Consider the following 18203-nt stretch of genomic DNA (forward strand, 5'->3'; position numbering starts at 1 on the left):
ACCACAATAATTAAGTCCTGAATCTGATGTGCTCCGCACACGGCAGCCAGGACACCGACCAGGATTCCTCCCATGCTCAGATGGTGCTCGCGTTCAATCTTCCTCCAAGTGGTTCTCGGACTGGTGCTCGGCATCGTCTGCGGGCTGACCCTTCCCGAATACTCCGCTCAGCTCAAACCGCTCGGTGACGGTTTTATCAAGCTGATCAAAATGCTCATTGGCTTGATTGTGTTTTGCGTAGTGGTCAGCGGCATCAGCGGTGCCGGCGACCTGAAGAAGGTCGGCCGTATCGGCCTCAAATCGGTGATCTACTTTGAAGTGCTGACCACCATCGCCCTGGTGATCGGTCTGGTGTTCGCCTTCAGCACCGGCATCGGCAGCGGTGCGAACATTCACCTGGACCAGCTTTCCGCAGCCGACATGGGCGACATTGCCCAGCGCGGTCAGCACATGCACACCACCACGCAGTTCCTGATGGACCTGATTCCGACTTCGGTGATCGGTGCCTTTGCCGATAACAACATCCTGCAGGTCCTGCTGTTCTCCGTGCTGTTCGGCAGTGCGCTGAATCTGGTGGGTGAGGCGGCGTCGGGTATTTCACGGCTGATCAATGAACTCAGCCACGTGATCTTCCGCATCATGGGCATGATCGTGCGCCTGGCGCCGATCGGTGTGTTCGGTGCGATCGCCTTCACCACCAGCAAATATGGCCTGGACTCGCTGCAGCACCTGGGCAGCCTGGTCGGCCTGTTTTACCTGACCTGCGTGGCTTTCGTGACGCTGATTCTCGGCCTGGTGATGCGCCTCTCCGGCTTGAAGATGTGGCCGTTGCTCAAGTACCTGCGCGAAGAACTGCTGATCGTCATGGGCACCGCTTCGTCCGACGCTGTGCTGCCACAAATCATGCGCAAGCTTGAGCACTTGGGCATCGGCAGTTCGACGGTCGGGCTGGTGATTCCAACGGGTTACTCGTTCAACCTCGACGGTTTCTCGATCTACCTGACCCTGGCCATCGTGTTCATCGCCAATGCCACCGGTACGCCGCTGGCGATGACCGACCTGTTGACGATTCTGTTGGTGTCGTTGATCACCTCCAAGGGTGCCCACGGTATTCCGGGCTCGGCGCTGGTGATTCTGGCGGCCACCCTGACAGCCATTCCGGCCATTCCGGTGGTGGGCCTGGTGCTGGTGCTGGCCGTGGACTGGTTCATGGGCATCGGCCGGGCGCTGACCAACCTGATCGGTAACTGTGTGGCGACCGTCGCCATCGCGCGGTGGGAAAAGGACATCGATGTGCAGCGGGCGAACAAGGTACTTTCCGGCCAGGCGGGTTATACCTTCCAGCCGAGAAAACCGGTTGCTCAAGCGGCAGCCAAAGAATTCTGAATGACCGCCGTGCCTGCCGACCGCAGGCACGGCTCATGGAGCGAACAAGTGATTACCTCATCAACCGTCGTCAACTCAGTGGTAGAAAAACTTCGGGCCGCTTTGGCCCGAGGTCAGTGGCGCTCCGGCGAAATGCTGCCGGGGCAACGTGAACTGGCCGAACAGCTGGGTATCAGCCGTCCGAGCCTGCGTGAAGCCGTCATCGTCCTGGAAACCCTCGGTCTGGTGCGTTCGATGCCGGGCAAAGGCGTGGTGGTGCTCGAAGCCAATCTCGTCGACAGCCAGACGTATGACAGTGCAGTGGCCGCAGCGAGCCTGGAAGACGTGCTGCAACTGCGCTACACCCTCGAGCCGTTCATCGTCGGCCTCGTGGCGCAGTCCATCAGCAGCAAGGAAGTCGGGCAACTGCGCCTGACCCTGATGGACATGCGCGAAGCCCTGGAAGCCATCGACAGTGAAGCCGGCGTGAATGCCTACATCGCGTTCCACGAAGAATTGTTCACGCTCACATCCAACCCCATCTTCCAGAGCGTGGTCCAGCAGACCAGCAACGCCCTCAAACAGAGCGCCGAAGTGTTGCGCAACTCCCCGGAGCATCTGGCTGAGCGCCTTGAAGAAAACGAAGCGGTGGTGCGGGCGATCCGCAGCAAGAACAGCGCCCAGGCCAGCGCCGAGATGCGTCGGCACATTTTGCGCGAAGGCCAGCGCATGGGCATCGAACTGAACATCCCGGAAGACAACTTGAGCAACTGACCCCGCACAGGAGACAGGCCATGAACAGTTTCGCCACACCGTTGCACACTCGCCAGACCACGGCGCCCCTGCCCTTCTCCCGCCTGCGGGCACCGGTCGATAATCTTTATCCGCGACTGTTCGATGCGATTCTGGAGCAACGTATCGATCCGGCCAGTCGTTTCACCGAGGACAGCCTCAAGCAAATGTTCGGGGCCAGTCGCGCGGATGTTCGTCGAGTGCTTACGCAGTTGTCGCATGAGCAAATCATTGTGCTGCGGGCCAATCACTGTCCGCGCGTTGCTACACCTGATGTGGAGCAGACGCGACAGACCTTGCACGCAAGGCGCCTGACCGAGAGCACGCTGGTGCGGTTGGCTTGCCAGCATCCGCAAGTCGAGGGTTTGAAACGCTTGCGAGCTTTGATCGAGCGCGAGCGTCAGGCTGTCGAACAGGATCGGCGTGGCGCGGCGATTCGGTTGTCAGGGGATTTCCATTTGCACTTGGCACAGATGGCTGGAAACGCGCCGTTGGCGAATTTTCTCGGCAGCCTGGTGCCGTTGACCTCACTAGCGATTGCGCGGAGAGAAGGCCGGACGCGCAGTTGTTGCGCGTGGCAGGAGCATTTGGCGATTGTTGAGGCTGTGGAACATGGGGATGCTACAAAAGCGGTCGAGCTGATGAGCCGGCATTTGGATCATCTGGAGCAGACCCTACTCAATTCAACCCATGAACATTGTGTTGCCGGTTAGATCGTCTTCGCGAGCAAGCCCGCTCCCACATTCGACCGCATTCCGTCGCAGAGAATGCGGTCGAATGTGGGAGCGGGCTTGCTCGCGAAGAGGCCCCTCCAGCCAACAAAAAATTCACTTCTGATCCGCAACCGCCCGCGCAAATCCCTCGCGAATCTTTTCCTCCGGCAAATCATCGGCAATGAACACGATCACGCTCTCGCGCACTTCGTCTTCAGCCCACTCGGTATCCCAATCGAAACCATAGAGTTTCAGCACACCCTGAAACACCATGCGACGCGATTCGCCGAGGATATTCAACACGCCTTTGTAGCGCAGCAACTGCTTGCCATGCTCCTCCAGCAACTCGTTCATGAACTCGCTGAGCTTGTCGATATCCAGCGGCTTTTCAGTGCGCAGCACCAAGCTGGAAATGCGGTCTATGGACGGAGCAGCCTGGCTGAGAGGGCGCAAACTCACGCCGCCACCGAGGTCGGCATTGAGGTTGAAGCCGCGTACATCGAGCAACTCGGCGAGGTCGATCTTGCCGTGGTCGACCACGCGGATAGGCGCACGCCGGTTGATGCGGGTCAGGCGCTCGCTCAACGCGGTGAAGGTCGGCTCGTCCACCAGATCACGCTTGCTCACCAGCAAGCGGTCGGCGAATCCTATCTGTGCCTGGGCGATGGTCTGGGTCAGGTGCAAGTCGGCATGTGCCGCGTCGACCAGCGTGATGATGCCGTCGAGGATATAGCGCTCGCGCAACTCTTCGTCGATGAAAAAGGTTTGTGCCACCGGTGCCGGGTCGGCCAGGCCGGTGCATTCGATCACCAGGCGGTCGAAGGCGATGTCGCCCCGGTCCAGACGCTCGAGCAACAGATAAAGCGCTTTGGTCAGGTCCGTGTGGATGGTGCAGCAGACGCAGCCGTTGGACAGTGTCATCACTTGTACCGGTTCATCGCCCAACAGCTGGGTATCGATACCGGCATCGCTGAATTCATTCTCGATCACGGCGATTTTCAGGCCGTGCTCGGCCTTGAGCAGGTGACGCAACAGGGTGGTCTTGCCGGCGCCGAGGAAGCCGCTGAGGATCGTGACCGGGATGGGAGAGGACAAAATTGATCTCCTGTTTCACAAAACTAATAAACAACACAAAACAAATGTGGGAGCGGGCTTGCCCGCGAAGGTGGCGTGTCAGTCGACATGAATGTTGAATGACACACCGCTTTCGCGGGCAAGCCCGCTCCCACAGGGGGATTGCCTCAACCGGGCTGTCGGATCAACAGCACTTCGGCCCACCCTTGCCACCGTAACGGGCTTCCTGACGCTCGCGAAAGAACATCTCATAGCTCATCACCGGTTTGTCCGGGTGCTTGGTCTGCATATGCTCGACGTAGTTGTCGTAGTCGGGCATGCCGACCATCAGGCGCGCAGCCTGACCGAGGTATTTACCGAGGCGACTCAAGTCATTGAACATGCTGCAATCCTCTGGTTACGCATCCGGCAACGCCTGGAATGGCGATTCTTTATCCGTACGTTCTTTTTTACCCCAGGCGGCAATACCGACCTTGAGTGCATAGAACAGGATGCTGAACACCACGAACAGGAACAGCGCGGTCAGCGTTGCGTTGGTGTAGGCGTTGAAGATCACGTGCTGCATCTGGGTGATGTCCTTGGCCGGGGCGAGGATCTGGCCGTTGGCCAGGGCATCGCTGTATTTCTTCGCCAGGGCGAGGAAGCCGATCGCCGGGTTGGCGTCGAACAGCTTGATGAAACCCGCTGTCGTGGTGCAGATCAACAGCCACACCGCCGGCAACATGGTGACCCAGACATAACGCTGGCGTTTCATCTTGATCAGCACGACGGTGCCGAGCATCAAGGCGATACCGGCCAGCATCTGGTTGGAGATGCCGAACAGCGGCCACAGGGTGTTGATACCACCCAACGGATCGATCACGCCCTGATACAGCAACCAGCCCCACATCGCCACACAACCGGCGGTGGCGATCAGGTTGGCGGTCCAGGATTCGGTGCGTTTGAGCGCCGGCACGAAGGAGCCGAGCAAGTCCTGGAGCATGAAGCGCCCGGCACGGGTACCGGCGTCGACCGCCGTCAGGATGAACAGCGCTTCGAACAGGATCGCGAAGTGGTACCAGAACGCCATGGTGTTTTCACCCGGCAGAACACTGTGCAGGATCTGCGCGATACCGACCGCCAGGGTCGGTGCACCGCCGGCACGGGCCAGGATGGTGGTTTCACCGATGTCATGGGCTACTGCTTGCAGGGCTTCCGGGGTAATCGCAAAACCCCAGTTGCTGACGGCTGTCGCCACCGCCACCACATCACCGCCGACCACGGCCGCCGGGCTGTTCATGGCGAAGTACACGCCAGGCTCGATCACCGATGCGGCGACCATCGCCATGATCGCCACGAACGATTCCATCAGCATGCCGCCGTAACCGATGTAGCGGGCGTTGGTTTCGTTATCCAGCAGTTTCGGCGTGGTCCCGGAGGAGATCAGCGCGTGGAAACCCGAGACCGCGCCACAGGCGATGGTGATGAACAGGAACGGGAACAGACCGCCCTTCCATACCGGGCCGGTGCCGTCGACAAACTGGGTCAGGGCCGGCATTTTCAGCTCGGGCATGGTCACCAGGATACCGATGGCCAGGGCGACGATGGTGCCGATTTTCAGGAAGGTCGACAGATAGTCACGGGGCGCCAGGATCAGCCACACCGGCAATACCGCTGCGACAAAACCGTAGCCGATCAGCATCCAGGTGATCTGGATACCGGTAAAGCTGAATGCCTTGGCCCATACCGGATCAGCGGCGATCTGCCCGCCCAGCCAGATCGAACCCAGCAGCAACAGCACACCGATGACCGAGATCTCACCGATGCGACCCGGGCGGATGTAGCGCATGTAGATGCCCATGAACATCGCGATCGGGATGGTCGCCATCACCGTGAAAATGCCCCACGGGCTTTCGGCCAGGGCTTTCACGACGATCAGCGCCAGCACCGCGAGGATGATGATCATGATCAGGAAGCAGCCGAATAGCGCGATGGTGCCGGGGATGCGGCCCATTTCTTCACGGACCATGTCGCCCAGCGAGCGGCCATTGCGGCGGGTGGACATGAACAGGACCATGAAGTCCTGCACCGCACCGGCCAGCACCACGCCGGCGATCAGCCACAGCGTGCCTGGCAGGTAGCCCATCTGCGCCGCCAATACTGGACCGACCAAAGGCCCCGCGCCGGCAATGGCCGCGAAGTGGTGACCAAAAAGAATGTGTTTGTTGGTTGGAACGTAGTCCAGACCGTCGTTGTTGAGCACTGCGGGAGTGGCCCGTCGCGCATCGAGTTGCATGACATTGTTAGCGATGAACAGACTGTAGTAGCGGTAGGCGACCAGATAGATAGCCACGGCAGCAACCACAATCCACAAGGCGTTGATTGCCTCGCCTCGGCGCAATGCCACGACACCCAGAGCGCACGCACCTACGATTGCCAACACCAGCCAAGGCAAATGGCGTAGCGGGCTATTATTATTTTTCATTTTTTTATTCCAGCCAGAGTGGACAAGAAAGACAGCCTCACCGAGTTTAGCGCTCCTGACGACAAAGACCATACCCCGACATTGGTCTGGACACCTGCATGCGCTGGCATGCCTTTGATCATGCGGGTCTATAGTCAGCGTATATATCCGAGGATCGCGCCATGAGCGAGCACCCTGCCGAACGTCGCCGCTTCAAACGTATTGCGTTCGATGCCCGAACCGAGCTGAGTCAGGGTGAGTCCACTTGGCAGGTGAAGTTGATTGATCTGTCGCTCAAGGGGTTGCTGATCGAGCGACCCGATCCGTGGCTGGGCAATCCGCAGCAGGATTTTCTGGTCGACATTCATCTGAGCGAAGAGGCCGACATCACCATGGATGTGCAACTGGCCCACGACGACCATGGCCAGCTCGGGTTTGTCTGCCTGCACATCAGCCTGGAGTCCATCGAGCGCCTGCGGCGATTGATCGAGCTCAATCTCGCTGATCCGCAGGAGCTGGAACGAGAATTGGGTGCGCTGATCGAGATTTGACGGCCTGTCATCAATCCAATGTGGGAGCGAGCTTGCTCCGGGCGGCGTTCCGACGATGGCGGCCTGACAAGCAACATCAACTTGAATGTCATGCCCTCATCGCGAGCAAGCTCGCTCCCACAGGGTTGTGTATTCACCTGAAATTATTCGAACAACGCATCAAGCGCCTGCTCCAGACGCGTGACAGCAATGATCTGCAACCCTGCCGGCGCCTCTTTCGGCGCATTGCCCTTGGGCACGATGGCCCGCTTGAAGCCGTGCTTGGCGGCTTCTTTCAAACGCTCCTGACCGCTCGGCACCGGACGCACTTCACCGGAAAGCCCGACCTCACCGAACACCAGCAGATCGTGGGGCAACGGCCGGTTGCGCAGACTGGACATCACCGCCGCCATCAACGCCAGGTCGGATGCCGTTTCCAGCACCTTGACCCCGCCGACCACGTTGAGAAATACGTCCTGGTCGTGGGTCGGAATGCCACCGTGACGGTGCAGCACCGCCAGCAACATCGCCAGCCGGTTCTGATCCAGCCCCAGCGTGACCCGACGCGGGTTGGCCAGGTGACTGTCGTCCACCAGCGCCTGAACCTCCACCAGCATTGGCCGCGTGCCTTCCCAGGTTGCCATCACCACGCTACCCGGGACTTCTTCCTGGGCACGGGTCAGAAAAATCGCCGAGGGGTTGGAGACTTCTTTCAAGCCCTTGTCGGTCATGCCGAACACACCCAGCTCATTGACTGCACCGAAACGGTTCTTCACCGCCCGCAGCAGGCGCAGGCGCCCGTCGGACTCGCCTTCGAAATACAGCACGGTGTCGACCATGTGTTCCAGCACCCGAGGGCCAGCCAGCGCGCCTTCCTTGGTGACGTGGCCCACCAGGAAAATCGCCGTACCGCTCTGCTTGGCATAACGCACCAGCAACGCCGCGCTTTCACGCACCTGAGATACACCGCCCGGTGCCGATTGCAGTTGCTCGGTAAAGATCGTCTGGATCGAGTCGATCACCATCACCTTGGGCTTTTCCTGACGGGCCGTGGCGATGATGGCTTCGATGCAGGTTTCAGTCATGACCCGCAGTTGATCCTGAGGCAACCCCAGGCGCCGCGCACGCATGGCCACTTGCTGCTGGGATTCCTCACCTGTGACGTACAGCGCCGGCATGCTCTTGGCGAGGTTGCACAAGGTTTGCAACAGGATGGTCGACTTGCCGATGCCAGGGTCGCCACCGATCAGCACCACCGAGCCATCCACCAGACCACCACCCAGAACCCGGTCGAGCTCGCTGGAAGCGGTGGAGAAGCGCGGAATTTCTTCGACACTGACTTCGGCCAGGGTCTTGATCTGCGCCTGCTGTCCGGCCCACCCGGTACGACCGCTGGGGGCGGCTGCCCCGCCGCTTTCCACCATGGTTTCGGTGAGTGTGTTCCAGGCCCCGCACTCACCGCACTGGCCGGCCCATTTGGGGAAGGTTGAGCCGCACTCGGTGCAGCCGTACATGCGCTTGGCCTTGGCCATCGGAACTCCCGGAAAAAAACGCGATGATAGCTCAGCCAAGGCGCGCGAGTGCGGCCAGATATTTCGCAACCCCTTTGATGACTTCAAATAACCCCATTAAATACAGGTATATTGAAATACACCCTACATACAAAACCTTGTATAAGTATTTTTCTCAACTCGGCCAACAAACTCTAGTGACTTGCCATATCGCACGCTTTGAAAACCTATACAAACTTTATTCATTTACATACTTTATGCACAACTTCGAAAACACTCACACAATACGCAGCATTGATTCAGAGAAACACGCAACTTGTCTGACACCCAAAACTAACGAAACAGTTAATACCACTGCAACTGCAATTAATTTTCAATAGAGCCTTCTGACCACTAACTGCCAGATCATCTTTAACGCCCCGATTCAGAGATGGTCTCTCAACCTTGGCTCGCCCACACAAACGACGCCATTTCGCTGAAAAAAATCGTCGTATGCAAAACTCCGCAGAAGGCCTGGCCGCCCCACAGATGAGATCAATCGGTGAATTTTTCAACACCACCCGGGTCGATTGCTGGCAAGCACAGCAGGCAGTTGATTCGAGCAGGAAGCGATTTGCTGATTTACACTGCGTGCATCAACCTCATCTGTAACAAGGAAATAACCTATGGGCGTGCTCAATGAGTTCAAGGCCTTCGCGGTCAAAGGCAACGTGGTCGACATGGCCGTCGGTATCATCATCGGTGCGGCCTTTGGCAAGATCGTTACGTCGTTTGTCGGTGACCTGATCATGCCGCCAATCGGGATGCTGATCGGTGGCGTGGACTTCAGTGATCTGGCCATAACGCTCAAGGCAGCGGAGGGTGCTGCTCCGGCAGTGGTGCTGGCTTATGGCAAATTCATCCAGACCATCATCGACTTCGTCATCGTCGCCTTCGCGATCTTCATGGGCGTCAAGGCCATCAACCGCCTGAAGCGCGAAGAGGCCGTGGCCCCTAGCCTGCCGCCGGTTCCAACCAAGGAAGAAGAGTTGCTGGGCGAGATTCGCGACTTGCTCAAGGCCCAGAACAACCGGCCTTGACTGCATTAGCAAAAAAAAACGGCGCCTTTGAGGCGCCGTTTTTCTTACCAGAAGTTTTCCACCGCCACCTGGCCGGGTCGCCGGCTGAGGCTCAAGTGCATGTCGCGCTGTTTAAGCAGCTTGCGCGTGTCATCGATCATCTGCGGATTGCCGCACAGCATGACCCGTGAGTGCTCGGGCGTCAGCGCAACACCCGCGGCGCGCTCCAGTTCGCCGTTTTCAATCAGCGTGGTGATCCGCCCGTTCAATGAGCCGGGATGCTGTTCACGAGTGACCGTGGTGATCAATTGCAGTTTATGGGCGTACTCCGCCAGATACTCACGCTTCGCCAGCCCTGCGATCAGTTCCTGATAAGCCAGTTCCCGGGCTTCGCGAACGCTATAGACCAGAATGATCCGCTCGAATCTCTCCCAGACTTCGAAGTCCTGGAGTATCGACAGGAACGGCGCGATGCCCGTGCCTGTGGCTAACAACCACAGATCACGCCCATCGACAAACCGGTCCAGCGTCAGGTAGCCGAAGGCCTGGCGGTCGACCAACAATGCATCGCCAACACCCAGCCGGCTGAGTTCGCTGGTGAACTCACCGCCTGGTACAACAATGGAGAAGAACTCGAGGAACTCGTCAAAAGGTGAGGACACCATCGAGTAGGCGCGCCATACCGTGCTGCCGTCAGCCTTGGTGACGCCCAATCGGGCAAACTGCCCCGCCCGAAAACGAAACCCTGCATCCCGCGTGGCGCGCAGGGTAAACAGGTTCGGGGTCAGCGGATGAACCTCGAGCAAGGTCTGACGGGTAAATTTTTCTTCACTGACGGACATGGAAGGCTCCAATCACAGATACCCCAGTGTCCCGCAAAGAAAGCAGCGTAACCACCGACAATTTGTAGTGACATTAATCTGCACTAGTGACTGTTTACTAAGTGCGATACCGCCATGATTATAAAATGCCATATGGCATTTTATAACTCATCGATCGCCTAAGAACCAGGAACACACTTCCCAAGAGTTAAAAGAGCAAAATTGTCGCACCATCACCGTAGGAACTGTCCTACACTTCGTGACGTGCTGGATCTTGGATCCAATATTGCAGCCAGAAGACACGCTCATGGAGATCGCTGTATGGAGATCTGGAAGGAGTCACAGCTCAACCAATTGGCGCATACGCAAGAGATCAATACTGCCTATCGAATCGCGCTTAACTTCGCTAGAAACCTTGGATATAAATTTTGTGGCTTTTCAATTACTTCGAACTCAGTCGTGACCGGCGCCAGTCCGGTGAGCCTGAACAATTTCCCCCATGAATGGAACATTCAATATGAAAAAAACAACACCACGCAAATAGACCCGATAGCGGCGCACTGCAATCATTCAACGTTGCCTGTTCTCTGGAGCGAAGAGCTTTTTTCCAGGACGCCATGGCTATGGCAGTTGCTGCAGCAACAAGGTTTGCGGCATGGCTGGTCCCAGGCGATCCACGATGAGGAGAGCGGCCTGCACAGTATTCTCAGCCTGGCCAGAAGCCACTGCCCGATTTCAGCTTATGAGCTGTACGAGAATCTCGGATTCTCGGTGTTCATCAGTCGCCATTTGCACGCTCTGGCGCTCGAGATGCAACCGAAAAAACCGGCTCGCCCTCAGGCTCCCTCCTTGTCACGGCGGGAACTCGAAGTATTGAAACTGTCGGCCGATGGCAAGACGGCCTATGAAATTGCCAGGATCCTCAATTTGAGTGAACGCACGGTCAACTTTCATGTGCACAGGGCTATCGAGAAGCTCGGTGTCAACAACAAGATTGCGGCAGTCATCGTCGCGGCCCGCTCCGGAGCCATCTGAAAGCGCCCGATTGCGGGAAAACCTGCGGGTAATCCAGGCAAAAAAAACGTACCATTTGCGGTCCCTCCTGAGTGATGGCGTGTAGACCGCCACGACGCAGTTCACTCGGACGGCTCCGCCCGCTCCAACGCCTTCGGGCAGCGGGACATCCGTTGATTACCCAGAGCCCCGCCCCATGCCTTTGCTCGAAACACCCTTCGCCAGCCTCGACCTGATCCGCCAGCCCGAACAGCAGAACGAACCGCTGCAAGCTTTCGATGCGGCCGATGAATACCTGCTCAATCATCTGGCCGAACAGCAGCCGTCGTCGGACACTCGGGTATTGGTGCTCAATGACAGTTTCGGCGCGTTGGTAGCCAGCCTGGCGGGCAAGGTGCAGGTGGTCAGCAGCGGTGATTCGTTCCTGGCTTTCCAGGGTCTGGAAAAGAACCTGGTGCGCAACGGCCTGGCGTTTGATGCGGTGTCGAGCGTACCCGCCAGCGAAACCCCTGCCGGACCGTTCGACTGCGTGCTGATCCGTGTACCAAAAACCCTGGCGCTGCTGGAAGAACAACTGATCCGCCTGCAAGGCCAACTGGCACCCGGCGCCCAAGTGGTTGCCGCAGCCATGATCAAGCATCTGCCCCGGGCGGCGGGCGACTTGCTGGAGCGCTATATCGGCCCCGTGCAAGCCTCGTTGGCGGTGAAGAAGGCGCGGCTATTGATTGCCACGGCTCAAGACAAAACGCCAGCGGTGTCGCCTTACCCAACGCGATACAGACTCGACGAACCGGCTATCGAGCTGCTCAACCACGCCAACGTGTTTTGCCGCGAAGGCCTGGACATCGGCACCCGGGCGTTTTTACCACACCTGCCGAAAAACCTTGGCTCGGCGCGGGTCGCCGATCTCGGTTGCGGCAACGGCGTCCTGGCTATCGCCAGCGCCCTGCAAAACCCTGAGGCCCACTACACGCTGGTGGACGAGTCTTTCATGGCCGTGCAATCGGCGTCCGAGAACTGGCACGCAGCGTTGGGTGAACGGGAAGTGATCGTGCGAGCCGGTGATGGCCTGGCTGGTCAGGAACCGCAATCGCTTGACGTCGTGCTATGCAATCCACCGTTTCACCAGCAACAAGTGGTGGGCGACTTCCTGGCCTGGCGGATGTTCCAGCAGGCCCGCGAAGCGCTGGTCGTGGGCGGCGCGTTGTACATCGTCGGCAATCGTCACCTGGGCTACCACAGCAAGCTGGCGCGATTGTTCCGTGGCGTCGAGCAAGTGGCGGCCAATCCGAAATTCGTGATCCTCAAGGCGCGCAAGTAACTGGCAAAAAAAACCCTCCGGTCGGAGGGTCGTAAATCCGTGCCTCGAGGCCACGGGAGAGATGTCAGTGCGTGGTCAGGCCGGCCGCATTCATGAACAGTCGCATCAGGCTGGCGACGATGAACAAGGCGCCCACGCTGCCGACCCAGATCAGGGCCAACCAGCCGAGCCGCTGCCACAGCGGCTTTTTTTCGGCTTCTTCAATGTCGTGCAGGGTGTGTTTGCCGGGCATGGCTCACTTCTCCAGTAGAGAGGGTTGGCGCCTTTGAAGACGCCATCGCGAGCAAGCTCGCTCCCACAGGTTCGTTGTGCAGCAGACTAGTGATAGCCGTCTTCATGGGTGACCTTGCCGCGGAACACGTAGTAGCTCCAGAAGGTGTAGCCCAGGATGAACGGGATGATGAACAGCGTACCCACCAGCATGAAGCCCTGGCTTTGCGGCGGCGCGGCGGCGTCCCAGATCGAGATCGACGGCGGGATGATGTTCGGCCACAGGCTGATGCCCAAGCCGCTGTAACCGAGGAAGATCAGCACCAGGGTCAGCAGGAACGGCGTGTAGTGCGCGTTGCGGGCCACGGCGCGGATCAGACCGTACATCGTCACCAGCACCAGGATCGGCACCGGCATGAACCAGAACAGGTTCGGCATGGTGAACCAGCGTGCGGCGATATCCGTGTGGGCCAAAGGGGTCCAGATGCTGACAATGCCGATCACCGCCAGCAGCACGAAGGCCAATGGCCGTGCCAGGTCATGCATCTGCTCCTGCAACTTGCCTTCGGTCTTCATGATCAGCCAGGTGCAACCGAGCAACGCATAAGCAACCACCAGCGCCGCACCACAGAACATCGTGAACGGTGTCAGCCAGTCCAGTGAACCACCGGCGAACTGCCGATTGACCACCGGCAGCCCATCGATGAACGCGCCGAGCGCGACGCCCTGGAAGAACGTCGCAGTGACCGAGCCACCGATGAATGCCTTGTCCCACAGGTGGCGCTTGTCGTCCCTGGCCTTGAAGCGGAACTCGAAGGCCACGCCACGAAAGATCAGCCCGATCAACATCAGGATCAGCGGCAGGTACAGCGCCGAGAGCACCACCGAATAGGCCAGCGGAAACGCGCCGAACAACGCCGCGCCACCCAACACCAGCCAGGTCTCGTTGCCGTCCCAGACCGGGGCGACGGTGTTCATCATCACATCGCGATCGGTCTTGCCCGGAATAAACGGGAAGAGAATGCCGATGCCCAGGTCGAAACCGTCCATGACCACGTACATCATGATGCCGAAGATGATGATCACGGCCCAGATCAGCGGAAGATCAATACCCATGATTCAAATCTCCTTGGTCAGGCTGTGGCCGGCATCGTCGTCGGCTGCGGACAGCGGACGGGCCGGTGTGCGTTTCTGGCCGGGGCCACCGTCGTTGGTTTCCTTGCCTTCGTCGGTCTTCGGCCCCTTGCGCACCAGGCGCATCATGTAGCCAAGACCGGCGCCAAACAGCGCGAAATAAACCACGACAAACAGGATCAGGGTGATGCTCATCTGCATGAAGCTGTGGTTGGACGACGCATCCGCCGTACGCATCAGGCCATAGACCACCCATGGCTGGCGGCCGATTTCCGTGGTGAACCAGCCGGCGAGGATCGCGATCAGGCCGGACGGCCCCATCCACAGCGCCAGGTACAGGAACGGCCGCGAGGTATAGAGGGTGTCGCGCTTGCGCAGCCACAGGCTCCACAAACCGGTGAAGATCATCAGCATGCCCAGGCCCACCATGATCCGGAACGACCAGAACACGATGGTCGAATTCGGTCGGTCTTCAGGCGGGAACTCCTTGAGCGCCGGCACCTGCTTGTCCAGTGAGTGCGTGAGGATCAGGCTGCCCAGGTACGGGATTTCGACGGCGAACTTGGTTTTTTCCTCCTTCATGTCCGGCCAGCCGAACAGGATCAGCGGAGTCGCCTCGTTACCCTTGTTTTCCCAGTGCCCCTCGATCGCGGCGATTTTTGCCGGCTGATGCTCAAGCGTATTGAGGCCGTGGAAATCACCGATGACCGCCTGGATCGGCGCGACGATCAATGCCATCCACATGGCCATCGAGAGCATTTTGCGGATCGCCGGGTTGTCCTTGCCGCGCAGCAAATGCCAGGCCGCGGAGGAGCCGACGAAGAAGGCCGTGGCGACGAACGCCGCCGTGGCCATGTGCATCAGGCGATACGGGAACGACGGGTTGAAGATGACCGCCAGCCAGTCGGTGGGTATGACCTGACCGTTGACGATCTCGAAGCCCTGCGGGGTCTGCATCCAGCTATTGGAAGCGAGAATCCAGAACGTGGAGATCAATGTACCGATGGCCACCATCACGGTGGCGAAGAAGTGCAGGCCACGCCCGACCTTGTTCCAGCCAAACAGCATGACGCCGAGGAACCCGGCTTCGAGGAAGAATGCAGTGAGCACTTCATAGGTCAGCAACGGTCCGGTCACGGAACCGGCGAAGTCCGAGAAGCGGCTCCAGTTGGTGCCGAACTGATAGGCCATCACCAGGCCGGAAACCACCCCCATGCCAAAGTTGACGGCAAAGATCTTCGACCAGAAATGGTAGAGGTCACGGTAGGTGTCGTTATGGGTTTTCAGCCACAGGCCTTCGAGTACTGCCAGGTAACTCGCCAGGCCGATGGTGATGGCCGGGAACAGGATGTGGAACGAGATGGTGAACGCGAACTGAATTCGGGCGAGATCAAGTGCCTCTAAACCGAACATAAGTCTTCCTCTGTCAGGTAGTACGGCTGCTGGCTGGAAGCCTGCACCCACGGCCCCCACGGGTATGGAGTGTGGCGAATCTCTATTTGTTCTTTTTTTGCACGCATCACAACGCAGGGAGTCTGGCCTTGCGGCCGCCGGATCAATTCCTTTTGTGGGTTTTGATCTGGATCAATCAACGTTGAAAGAGTAGTCCCAATTTCGGGGATGAACCGCGTGGTCTTTTGCCGCGTGACAAGTTGCCTCACGGCTTTTGTCATCCCCAGCAACACATTCCCTGCGGGAGCCTGGAGAAAATCGATGTCTGGCTAACTAATTTTTTGACACGGCAACTTTCTGTTACAGGTTGGTGATAATCTCGCCGTTCCCCTCTCCCCAGATTTCCCCGCAGATGCCCAGCCAAGAGCCCTTGCTGTTACGTCACCATCGCCCTTTTCTCGCGTTCTGGCTGGCCCGGGTATTTACCGCCAGCGGCTTCCAGATGCTCACCGTGGCCATCGGCTGGAACCTGTACCAACTGACCGGCAACGTGCTCGACCTGGGTCTGGTCGGCCTGGTCGAGTTCGCCCCGCGCGTGCTGTTCATGCTGCACACCGGGCACGTCGCCGACCGCTATGACCGGCGCAAGGTTGCGGCGATCTGCCAGTCCGTGCAGGCATTGATCGCCCTGTCGCTGGCCATCGGCAGCGCCACCGATCATGTCACCCGGGAAATGATCTTTATCCTGGCCTTCCTGCTCGGTGCCGCTCGTTCCTTTGAAATGCCGACCACCCAGGCCCTGCTGCCCAGTATCGTGCCCGGCGCGCTGTTTCCCCGTGCGGTGGCCGCCGCGCAATCGGCTCAGCAATCGGCAACCATCGTCGCCCCGGCCCTCGGCGGTTTGCTCTACGCCTTCGGCAGCGTCTGGGTGTATGGCCCGACGGTGCTTTTGTATGTCATCGCCTGTTCGCTGATGCTCAACCTGCCGGCCCGGCAAACCCCGCTGAACAAGGGCAAGGCCACTCTGGACTCACTGCTGGCGGGCATTCGCTTTATCCGCAGTCGTCCGGACATTCTCGGGGCGATCTCCCTCGATCTGTTCGCTGTGCTATTGGGTGGTGCGACGGCGCTGCTGCCGGTGTTCGCCAAGGACATTCTGCTGACCGGCCCGTGGGGGCTGGGCCTGCTGCGCTCGGCACCGGCGGTGGGTGCACTGCTGATGTCGCTGTTCCTGGCGCGGTTTGCCGTGGAGCGCAACGTCGGGCGGGTGATGTTCACCGCCGTAGGCATCTTCGGCGTGGCAACCATCGCCTTCGGCCTGTCGACCTCGTTCTGGTTTTCCCTGGCGGTGCTGGTGGTGCTGGGCGCGGCAGACATGATCAGCATGGTGATCCGCGCCTCGTTCGTTCAACTGGAAACCCCGGACGAAATGCGCGGTCGGGTCAGCGCCGTCAATGGTCTGTTCATTGGCGCTTCGAACCAGTTGGGTGAATTCGAATCGGGCCTGACTGCCCATTGGTTTGGTACCGTGCCAGCCGTGGTCATGGGTGGGATCGGCACGCTGGTGGTGACCGGGGTGTGGGTCAAACTGTTCCCGACACTGGCGAGCCGCGATCGCATGCACGTGGCTAAAGATGAAGAGAAGGAAGAAGCGAAAGCCTGAAGTAATCTAAACCAACAACTCCCCCTCCACCGCCGTACGTATGGCTTTACCGCAGAGTTGCTCCACCAGTGCCAGGGCAAACGCCAAAGCGGCGCCTGAGCCTTGGGCCGTGACGCAGTTGCCGTCGACCACCACCGGTTGATCGACAAAGGTACAGCCCGACAGTTGATGACTGGCCGAGGGCAGGCAGGTCATGCGCCGTTGACGCAATACGCCAAAGGCCTGCAGCGCCACGGCGGGCGCTTCGGCGATGGCGGCGAACAGGCGGCCGGCTGCCGCCTGATCCTTGATCAATTGTTGCAGGGGTTGGTGGGCTGCCAGGTGCTGTGAACCCACCGCACCACCGGGCAAGGCAATCAGGTCGAAGGGTTGCGCCAGCAAGTCCACCAGCATCGCATCGGACGTCAGGCGAGTGCCGCGGGCGCAGGTGAGCATGCGCCGCCCTTCGATACTGGCCACCACCACTTCTACTTTGGCGCGGCGCAGTACGTCGATCAGGGTCACGGTTTGCAGGTCGTCGGTGCCCTCGGCAAGGGCAATCAAGGCTCTAAAGGTCATCAGGTATTGTCCACGGAATGATCTTTTAAGCGTAGTCAGCTTTCCCGACCCTTGTTCGAGGCGTGTGTTTACTTGATGAAAAGCTGCGTCGACATCGTGTTGCCGGGCGCGTTGATCGAGGTATTGCTGAAGGTCAGTGTGCCTTCCTGCTTGCCCGCCAGATCGAGGGCGTACAAATAGCCGACGGTTTTTTCCCCGGGGGTGCAACTGGTCAGGTTGCCGTTCTTGAACGCGCAAACCGGCGTCCGTGTGCCGTTCACCTCGAAACCGTCGAGGGCAACATGGGCCTCACGCCCGTAACCCACTTCCAGCACGTACACCGTGATGTTCGAGCCATTGTGATCGCAGCGCGTCCGGGTTTGCCCTTCGTCGATGTTCTCGACACCACAGGACGGCGACGCGACCTTGAGCACTTTCAATTGCGTCAGCGGCGGGGCCGAGGCCGCCACGGCCGTTTGAGCCCCGAGAAACAACGCCATCCATACACCGAAGGCGGCAACCAGACGCTTTTTCATGCAGGACCCATCCCCCCCAAAAAACCAGCGCGCAGTATGGCGCACTTGGCTTGGTCGCAAAACATCGACGACGATCACCGCCAAAGCAG

18 protein-coding genes are annotated in these 18203 nt (G+C 59.2%); 8 read left to right on the plus strand and 10 right to left on the minus strand.

The window, feature by feature from the left end; genetic code table 11:
- The first annotated feature begins 72 nt into the window (after nt 1–72).
- From KGB28_RS29595 to KGB28_RS29605, 3 genes are read left to right on the plus strand one after another with little or no spacing between them, the layout of a single operon-like run.
- Entirely contained in the window at nt 73–1386 is a 1314-nt protein-coding gene (locus KGB28_RS29595) for a C4-dicarboxylate transporter DctA (RefSeq protein WP_223449019.1), read from the plus strand.
- A gap of 48 nt (nt 1387–1434) precedes the next feature.
- Complete coding sequence (locus KGB28_RS29600; RefSeq protein ID WP_223449107.1) at nt 1435–2139, plus strand: FadR/GntR family transcriptional regulator; 705 nt, start codon at nt 1435–1437, stop codon at nt 2137–2139.
- Between the two features lie 20 nt (nt 2140–2159).
- The gene (locus KGB28_RS29605) at nt 2160–2870 is read left to right on the plus strand and encodes a GntR family transcriptional regulator (protein WP_223449020.1); all 711 of its coding nucleotides are present in this window, start codon (nt 2160–2162) and stop codon (nt 2868–2870) included.
- A gap of 114 nt (nt 2871–2984) precedes the next feature.
- On the opposite strand, the gene yjiA is transcribed toward KGB28_RS29605, so the two are convergent.
- The 3 genes from yjiA to KGB28_RS29620 form a co-directional block, all read right to left on the minus strand.
- Entirely contained in the window at nt 2985–3965 is a 981-nt protein-coding gene (gene yjiA / locus KGB28_RS29610; protein WP_223449021.1) for a GTPase, read from the minus strand.
- 163 nt (nt 3966–4128) lie between these two features.
- Nucleotides 4129–4326, minus strand: coding sequence for a YbdD/YjiX family protein (locus KGB28_RS29615; RefSeq protein ID WP_007895266.1), 198 nt, complete (start codon nt 4324–4326; stop codon nt 4129–4131).
- A 15-nt stretch (nt 4327–4341) separates the two neighbouring features.
- Complete coding sequence (locus tag KGB28_RS29620; protein ID WP_090451508.1) at nt 4342–6408, minus strand: carbon starvation CstA family protein; 2067 nt, start codon at nt 6406–6408, stop codon at nt 4342–4344.
- Between the two features lie 161 nt (nt 6409–6569).
- Between KGB28_RS29620 and KGB28_RS29625 the strand changes: the two genes are divergently transcribed.
- On the plus strand, nt 6570–6938 hold the full coding sequence (locus KGB28_RS29625; protein WP_223449022.1) for a PilZ domain-containing protein: 369 nt from the start codon (nt 6570–6572) through the stop codon (nt 6936–6938).
- A gap of 143 nt (nt 6939–7081) precedes the next feature.
- Here KGB28_RS29625 and radA read toward each other — a convergent pair whose 3' ends face one another.
- Complete coding sequence (radA, locus tag KGB28_RS29630) at nt 7082–8449, minus strand: DNA repair protein RadA (protein ID WP_008004292.1); 1368 nt, start codon at nt 8447–8449, stop codon at nt 7082–7084.
- A 644-nt stretch (nt 8450–9093) separates the two neighbouring features.
- Here radA and mscL point away from each other — a divergent pair.
- Entirely contained in the window at nt 9094–9507 is a 414-nt protein-coding gene (mscL, locus tag KGB28_RS29635) for a large-conductance mechanosensitive channel protein MscL (RefSeq protein WP_150727013.1), read from the plus strand.
- 44 nt (nt 9508–9551) lie between these two features.
- On the opposite strand, the gene KGB28_RS29640 is transcribed toward mscL, so the two are convergent.
- The gene (locus KGB28_RS29640) at nt 9552–10328 is read right to left on the minus strand and encodes a ferredoxin--NADP reductase (protein ID WP_223449023.1); all 777 of its coding nucleotides are present in this window, start codon (nt 10326–10328) and stop codon (nt 9552–9554) included.
- A 300-nt stretch (nt 10329–10628) separates the two neighbouring features.
- Here KGB28_RS29640 and KGB28_RS29645 point away from each other — a divergent pair, with 300 nt between their 5' ends.
- Both KGB28_RS29645 and KGB28_RS29650 read left to right on the plus strand, forming a co-directional pair.
- Complete coding sequence (locus KGB28_RS29645) at nt 10629–11342, plus strand: helix-turn-helix transcriptional regulator (protein WP_223449024.1); 714 nt, start codon at nt 10629–10631, stop codon at nt 11340–11342.
- Between the two features lie 175 nt (nt 11343–11517).
- Nucleotides 11518–12642 carry a methyltransferase gene (locus tag KGB28_RS29650; protein ID WP_223449025.1) on the plus strand — a complete coding sequence of 375 codons (1125 nt, stop codon included), beginning with the start codon at nt 11518–11520 and terminating at the stop codon, nt 12640–12642.
- A 64-nt stretch (nt 12643–12706) separates the two neighbouring features.
- Here the strand turns inward: KGB28_RS29650 and KGB28_RS29655 are convergent, their stop codons facing one another.
- The 3 genes from KGB28_RS29655 to KGB28_RS29665 all read right to left on the minus strand — a co-directional run bounded on the left by KGB28_RS29655 (nt 12707) and on the right by KGB28_RS29665 (nt 15399).
- Nucleotides 12707–12874, minus strand: a complete 168-nt coding sequence (locus tag KGB28_RS29655) for a DUF2474 domain-containing protein (protein WP_080925332.1) — start codon at nt 12872–12874, stop codon at nt 12707–12709.
- 86 nt (nt 12875–12960) lie between these two features.
- Nucleotides 12961–13968: a cytochrome d ubiquinol oxidase subunit II gene (gene cydB, locus KGB28_RS29660; RefSeq protein WP_056728750.1), complete on the minus strand. Its 1008-nt coding sequence runs from the start codon at nt 13966–13968 to the stop codon at nt 12961–12963.
- 3 nt (nt 13969–13971) lie between these two features.
- Nucleotides 13972–15399 (minus strand): cytochrome ubiquinol oxidase subunit I, encoded by a 1428-nt coding sequence (locus tag KGB28_RS29665; RefSeq protein WP_150757763.1) that lies wholly within the window; start codon nt 15397–15399, stop codon nt 13972–13974.
- Nucleotides 15400–15790: 391 nt separating this feature from the next.
- Here KGB28_RS29665 and KGB28_RS29670 point away from each other — a divergent pair, with 391 nt between their 5' ends.
- Complete coding sequence (locus tag KGB28_RS29670; RefSeq protein ID WP_223449026.1) at nt 15791–17041, plus strand: MFS transporter; 1251 nt, start codon at nt 15791–15793, stop codon at nt 17039–17041.
- A 6-nt stretch (nt 17042–17047) separates the two neighbouring features.
- Here KGB28_RS29670 and KGB28_RS29675 read toward each other — a convergent pair whose 3' ends face one another.
- Together KGB28_RS29675 and KGB28_RS29680 are read right to left on the minus strand one after the other, a co-directional pair.
- Nucleotides 17048–17599, minus strand: coding sequence for a DJ-1 family glyoxalase III (locus tag KGB28_RS29675; protein ID WP_223449027.1), 552 nt, complete (start codon nt 17597–17599; stop codon nt 17048–17050).
- Between the two features lie 68 nt (nt 17600–17667).
- Nucleotides 17668–18114 (minus strand): DUF4879 domain-containing protein, encoded by a 447-nt coding sequence (locus KGB28_RS29680; RefSeq protein ID WP_223449028.1) that lies wholly within the window; start codon nt 18112–18114, stop codon nt 17668–17670.
- Between the last annotated feature and the right edge of the window lie 89 nt (nt 18115–18203).

Origin of the sequence: Pseudomonas sp. BF-R-19 (assembly GCF_019956445.1) — a bacterium.
GTDB lineage: Bacteria > Pseudomonadota > Gammaproteobacteria > Pseudomonadales > Pseudomonadaceae > Aquipseudomonas > Aquipseudomonas fluorescens_BH.